Source organism: Methanoculleus sp. DTU007, from assembly GCF_001512385.1.
Taxonomy (GTDB): domain Archaea; phylum Halobacteriota; class Methanomicrobia; order Methanomicrobiales; family Methanoculleaceae; genus Methanoculleus; species Methanoculleus thermophilus.
The window spans coordinates 1-4,956 of record NZ_LFRO01000083.1; the positions used below are offsets into that span (position 1 = coordinate 1).

General features: G+C 63.1%; 6 protein-coding genes. 5 read left to right on the plus strand and 1 reads right to left on the minus strand.

All coding sequences use genetic code 11. From position 1 onward, the window contains the following. The coding region (locus ACI94_RS08860; protein WP_286681329.1) for a sodium-translocating pyrophosphatase at positions 1-1,008 on the plus strand (1,008 nt) is incomplete at its 5' end. Positions 1,009-1,107: 99 nt separating this feature from the next. On the opposite strand, the gene purE is transcribed toward ACI94_RS08860, so the two are convergent. Further along, a complete protein-coding gene (gene purE / locus ACI94_RS08865; protein ID WP_286681330.1) occupies positions 1,108-1,500 on the minus strand; it encodes a 5-(carboxyamino)imidazole ribonucleotide mutase in 393 nt (130 codons plus the stop codon). Between the two features lie 134 nt (positions 1,501-1,634). Here purE and ACI94_RS08870 point away from each other — a divergent pair, with 134 nt between their 5' ends. The 4 genes from ACI94_RS08870 to ACI94_RS08885 are packed head-to-tail and all read left to right on the plus strand — an operon-like array spanning position 1,635 to position 4,812. Then, positions 1,635-2,765, plus strand: a complete 1,131-nt coding sequence (locus ACI94_RS08870; protein WP_066957892.1) for an alanine--glyoxylate aminotransferase family protein — start codon at positions 1,635-1,637, stop codon at positions 2,763-2,765. Continuing rightward, positions 2,762-3,223 (plus strand): riboflavin synthase, encoded by a 462-nt coding sequence (ribC, locus tag ACI94_RS08875; RefSeq protein ID WP_066957890.1) that lies wholly within the window; start codon positions 2,762-2,764, stop codon positions 3,221-3,223. The genes ACI94_RS08870 and ribC overlap by 4 nt, the downstream gene beginning before the upstream one ends. Positions 3,224-3,274: 51 nt before the next feature. Beyond that, positions 3,275-3,682: a 6,7-dimethyl-8-ribityllumazine synthase gene (ribH, locus tag ACI94_RS08880; RefSeq protein WP_066957888.1), complete on the plus strand. Its 408-nt coding sequence runs from the start codon at positions 3,275-3,277 to the stop codon at positions 3,680-3,682. Further along, on the plus strand, positions 3,679-4,812 hold the full coding sequence (locus ACI94_RS08885; protein WP_066957886.1) for a pyridoxal phosphate-dependent aminotransferase: 1,134 nt from the start codon (positions 3,679-3,681) through the stop codon (positions 4,810-4,812). The genes ribH and ACI94_RS08885 overlap by 4 nt, the downstream gene beginning before the upstream one ends. Positions 4,813-4,956: the final 144 nt, after the last annotated feature.

Consider the following 4,956-nt stretch of genomic DNA (forward strand, 5'->3'; position numbering starts at 1 on the left):
ATCGGCCTGATCACGGAGTACTACACCTCCTTTGAGCGGAGCCCGACGCTCGCCATCGTCAAGGCAAGCGAGACCGGTTCGGCAACCACCATCATCACCGGGTTTGCGAAGGGTATGGAGAGCACCGTCTGGCCGGTCCTGATCATCGCTGTCGCGATCTTCATCTCCTACCAGGTTGCGGGTCTCTACGGTATCGCGATCGCCGCCGTCGGCATGCTTGCGACGCTCGGTATCTCCCTCTCCGTCGACGCTTACGGCCCTGTCGCCGACAACGCCGGCGGTATCGCCGAGATGTCCCACCAGAAACCTGAGGTCCGCGAGATCACCGATACGCTCGACGCCGTCGGGAACACCACCGCCGCCATCGGCAAGGGGTTCGCCATCGGCTCTGCAGCCTTGACTGCGCTCGCCCTCTTCGCCGCCTACACCCAGGCGGTCGGCCTCTCGGTCATCGACGTCTCGGTCCCGAATGTCTTCGTCGGTGTCCTGATCGGCGCGATGCTTCCGTTCCTCTTCTGTGCCATCACGATGATGGCGGTCGGAAAGGCGGCATACAGCATCGTCCACGAAGTCCGCCGCCAGTTCAAGGAGATCACCGGTCTCATGGAGGGGAAGGCCGACCCGGACTACGCCTCCTGCATCGCCATCTCCACTCACGCTGCGCTGCGTGAGATGATCCCGCCCGGCGTCCTCGCCGTCGCCTCGCCGCTCGTCGTCGGGTTCCTCCTCGGCACGGAAGCGCTCGGCGGCCTGCTCGTCGGTTCGCTTGCATCCGGGTTCCTCCTCGCCGTCACGATGGCGAACGCCGGCGGAGCCTGGGACAACGCGAAGAAGTACATCGAGCAGGGCCACCTCGGTGGAAAGGGCTCGGACGCCCACAAGGCAACCGTCGTCGGCGACACCGTCGGCGACCCCTTCAAGGACACATCGGGCCCGTCCATCAACATTCTGCTGAAGCTGATGTCCATGGTCGCGCTGGTCTTTGCGCCGCTGATCCTGGTCATCTAACCCCTTTTTTCCTAATCGTGCCTGCCGGGGAGCATTTTCTCCAAAAGCCGCGCAGAAAAATCGCTTTTGATAGAAGAGAATCTTTCAAAAAAGAGTGGTTTAGGCGCTCCTCGCGTTGAGGATGCGGATTGCGAGGTGCGCTGCGTTCTCGCCGTTATCCACCCCGACACAGGCCACCGGGACGCCTCTCGGCATCTGGACGATCGAGAGGAGGGCGTCAAGCCCCATCAGTTTGCCGCTCACGGGAACGCCGATCACCGGGCGCGCCGTTTTTGAGGCGATAAGCCCGGGGAGGGCCGCCGAGAGCCCGGCGATCGCGATGAAGACCCTGGCATCGCTCCCTTTAATATACTCGTCGAGCCGTTCCGGGTCCCGATGCGCCGAGATCACCTGGTAGTCGTAGGAGACGCCATGTTCCCGTAAAACTCCAAAGACCTTCTCTGCGATCTGGCTGTCTGAGGCCGAACCGCAGATCACCGCGACATCTACCATATCTTCCTTTGGTTTGCTCCTGCCCCCCTATCTCTCTGTCGATATCGCCCGTGGAGAGGTTGATAAGAGTCTACATCCAAGTTCCTTGAAGGAACTTGCGTCTGGATTTGACGAGACGACATGGACTGATCCATATGGAAAATGAACCACTCCTTATGATCCCCGGCCCTGTACCCATTCCGCAGCGGGTACGCGCCGCAATGACGCGGCAGGCCATCAACCATCGCGGACCCGAGTTCGGTGCCGCGTATGCGGATACTGTCCGGGTCCTAAAGACCCTCTTTGGCACTGAAAGCGACCTTTATATCATCAGCGGCTCGGGAAGCGCCGGCATGGAGGCCGCGGTCGCAAACTTCGGGCGGGACAAGCGGATCGTCTCGCTCGTGAACGGCAAGTTCGGCGAACGTTTTGCAAAGATCGGTGCGCGCTACGGCACCGTCACCGCCCTTGAGTCCGAGTGGGGCACTCCGCTCGACCTTGCGGCCCTCGAGCAGGAACTCGAGGCCGGGGCCGAGATCGTCACGATGGTCCACAACGAGACGAGCGCCGGGATCAAGAACCCGGCTCCTGAAGTCGGAAAGCTCGCCCGGAAGTACGACGCGCTCTTTGTCATGGACGGGATCACCTCCATCGGCGGCGATGAGGTCCTGATGGACAAGTGGGGCGTCGATGTTGCGGTCGTCGGGTCGCAGAAGTGTCTTGCAGCCCCGGCGGGCCTTGCGGCCATCGCCATCGGGGAGCGCGCCTGGGACCGGATCTGCGATAAGCGCCCCTTCTACCTCGATCTCGCCGCCTACAAAAAGAGCGGGAGCAGCACCCCGATGGAGACTCCCTACACCCCGGCGGTTCCGCTCTTCCTCGCGCTGCACGAGGCCTGCAAGATGATCGAGGAGGAGGGCATCGCCGCCCGGATTGCCCGGCACCGCAGGATGGCCGAGTCCGTCCGCGCCGCGGCGAAGGCCTGGGGCGTCGAGCTCTTCCCGAAGATCGATGAGCACCATGCCTACTCGAACACCGCAACCGCGATGCGCATCCCGGACGGCGTCACCGACAAGGACCTTCGCGGGACCGTCAAGAAGTTCGGGATCGAGATCGCCGGCGGCCAGGACCACCTCAAGGGCAAGATCTTCCGGATCGGCACCATGGGCAGTGTCGGAGCGCAGGAGATTCTCGCAACCCTTGCGGCCGTCCAGTTCGCCCTGAGGAAGTCCGGGTTTGCGGCCGGCGACGGTCTTGAGGCAGCCGCCGAGGTGCTCCTCGGATGAAGATCGGGATCGCCGATACGACGTTTGCCCGGATTGACATGGGCAGAGCCGCTATCGATGAGATCCGCAAGCACGCAAGTGTGGGGATCGAGCGCTACGTCGTCCCCGGCATCAAGGACCTCCCGGTAGCCTGCAAGAAACTGATCGAGGAGCGGGGGTGCGACCTCGTGATGGCGCTCGGGATGCCCGGCGGGGCCGAGAAGGACAAGGTCTGCGCCCACGAGGCCTCCCAGGGCCTCATCCTCTGCCAGCTCATGACCAACAAGCATATCATCGAGGTCTTCGTCCACGAGGACGAGGCAAAAGATGAAAAAGAACTCGCCTGGCTGATGGAGCAGCGAACCCGCGAGCACGCCGTGAACGCCGTGCGGCTCCTCCTCCGGCCGAAGGAGCTGGAGAAACTCGCCGGGACCGGCCAGCGGCAGGGGTTCGAGGATGTCGGGCCCGCACGCATCTGATCCAAAAAGTGATGATTATCTGGCGTGAGTAATACCACAGGAAGGATTGGAATGACAATACGACTTGGATTCGTCGTCGCGGAGTTCAACCGCGACATCACCTATATGATGGAGATCGAGGCCCGGGAGCATGCCAATTTCCTCGGTGCGGAAGTGGCTGAGACGATCTACGTCCCGGGCGCCTACGATATGCCGCTTGCGATCAAGAAACTCCTGACCGACGGGAACGTTGATGCCGTCGTCACCATCGGGTGCGTCATCGAGGGCGCGACCCAGCACGACGAGATCGTCGTCCAGCACGCGGCACGTAAGATCATCGACCTCTCCCTTGAGTTTAACAAGCCCGTCACGCTCGGCATCTCCGGACCGGGGATGACCCGGATGGAGGCGACCGAGCGTATCGACTACGCGAAGCGCGCCGTTGAGTCGGCCGTGAAGATGGTCCAGCGATTGAGATGAAGAGCCTCTCAGAGAAGGTTGGGGCAATCGCCCCTTCGGCGACGATCGAGATCTCGAACGCCGCAAAGAGAATGGCCGCCGAGGGTATCGACGTCATCAGCCTCTCGATTGGTGAGCCGGACTTTGATACCCCGCAGCATATCAAAGACGCCTGCATCGAGGCCATCCAGCGCGGCGAGACGCACTACGCCCCGAGCGCCGGGATCCCGGCGCTTACCGCCGCAATCGCCGAGAAACTCACCCGCGAGAACGGCATCCCCGCAAAGCCCGACGAGGTGCTCGTCACCTGCGGCGCCAAGGACGCCATCTACGAGGCGATGGAAGCCGTCCTGAACCCGGGCGACGAAGCGATCATCCTTGATCCCGCCTGGGTCTCCTACGAGCCCTGCGTACAGCTCGCGGGCGCCGCCGCCCGGCATCATCCGCTCTCTATGGAGACCTTCCAGGTCGACGACTCCCTTCTAGAGGCCGTCGGTCCCCGGACGAAGATGATCGTGGTCAACTCGCCGTCGAACCCCTCCGGCGCGGTGCTTGATGCGTCCTCGCTCCGGCTCATCGCCGATATCTGCCTAGACCACGACCTCTACGCGCTCTCGGACGAGATCTACGAGAAGTTGATATACGGCGGCAAAGAGCACATATCGCTCGCCTCCCTCCCCGGGATGGCAGAGCGGACGATCACCATCAACGGGTTCTCGAAGGCCTACGCGATGACCGGGTGGCGGATCGGCTACGCGGTCGCTCCCCGCCCGATCATCCGGCAGATGGAGAAGGTGCAGCAGCACACCATCTCCCACCCGACGACGTTTGCGATGTTTGGGGCTGTTGCGGCGCTCAAAGGCCCGCAGGACTGTGTTGAGTCGATGCGCCGCGAGTTCGAGCGCCGGCGGGACTTCCTCGTCCCGGCGCTCCACGACCTCGGCTACGCGACCGCTCCCGCCGACGGTGCATTCTACGCCTACGTCAAGGTCGGGGGGGACGATATGGCGGTCGCCCGCTCGTGGCTTCGGGACATCCATGTGGCGGTCACCCCGGGGACGGCGTTCGGCACTCCCGGCTGGCTCCGCCTCTCCTACGCGACCTCGATGCAGAAGTTGAGAGAGGCCGTCGAGCGGATCGGCCGGATCTAAGACCTCATTCTCCCTTTTTGCTGAATCTCCTGCTTTCGGGGCAGCCGTGAAAGTCTCTCGTAGCACCGGATCGCCTCGGCCGGGCGGTCGAGGTAGACAAGCGCCGTCGCTCTCCCTTTGAGCGCCTCGACGTCGTCGGGGTCG

What these genes read in the sequence shown, in the direction of transcription:
- purE (WP_286681330.1), bottom strand. Translation starts at nt 1,500, where the DNA reads ATGGTAGATGTCGCGGTGATCTGCGGTTCGGCCTCAGACAGCCAGATC.
- ACI94_RS08870 (WP_066957892.1), top strand. Translation starts at nt 1,635, where the DNA reads ATGGAAAATGAACCACTCCTTATGATCCCCGGCCCTGTACCCATTCCG.
- ribC (WP_066957890.1), top strand. Translation starts at nt 2,762, where the DNA reads ATGAAGATCGGGATCGCCGATACGACGTTTGCCCGGATTGACATGGGC.
- ribH (WP_066957888.1), top strand. Translation starts at nt 3,275, where the DNA reads ATGACAATACGACTTGGATTCGTCGTCGCGGAGTTCAACCGCGACATC.
- ACI94_RS08885 (WP_066957886.1), top strand. Translation starts at nt 3,679, where the DNA reads ATGAAGAGCCTCTCAGAGAAGGTTGGGGCAATCGCCCCTTCGGCGACG.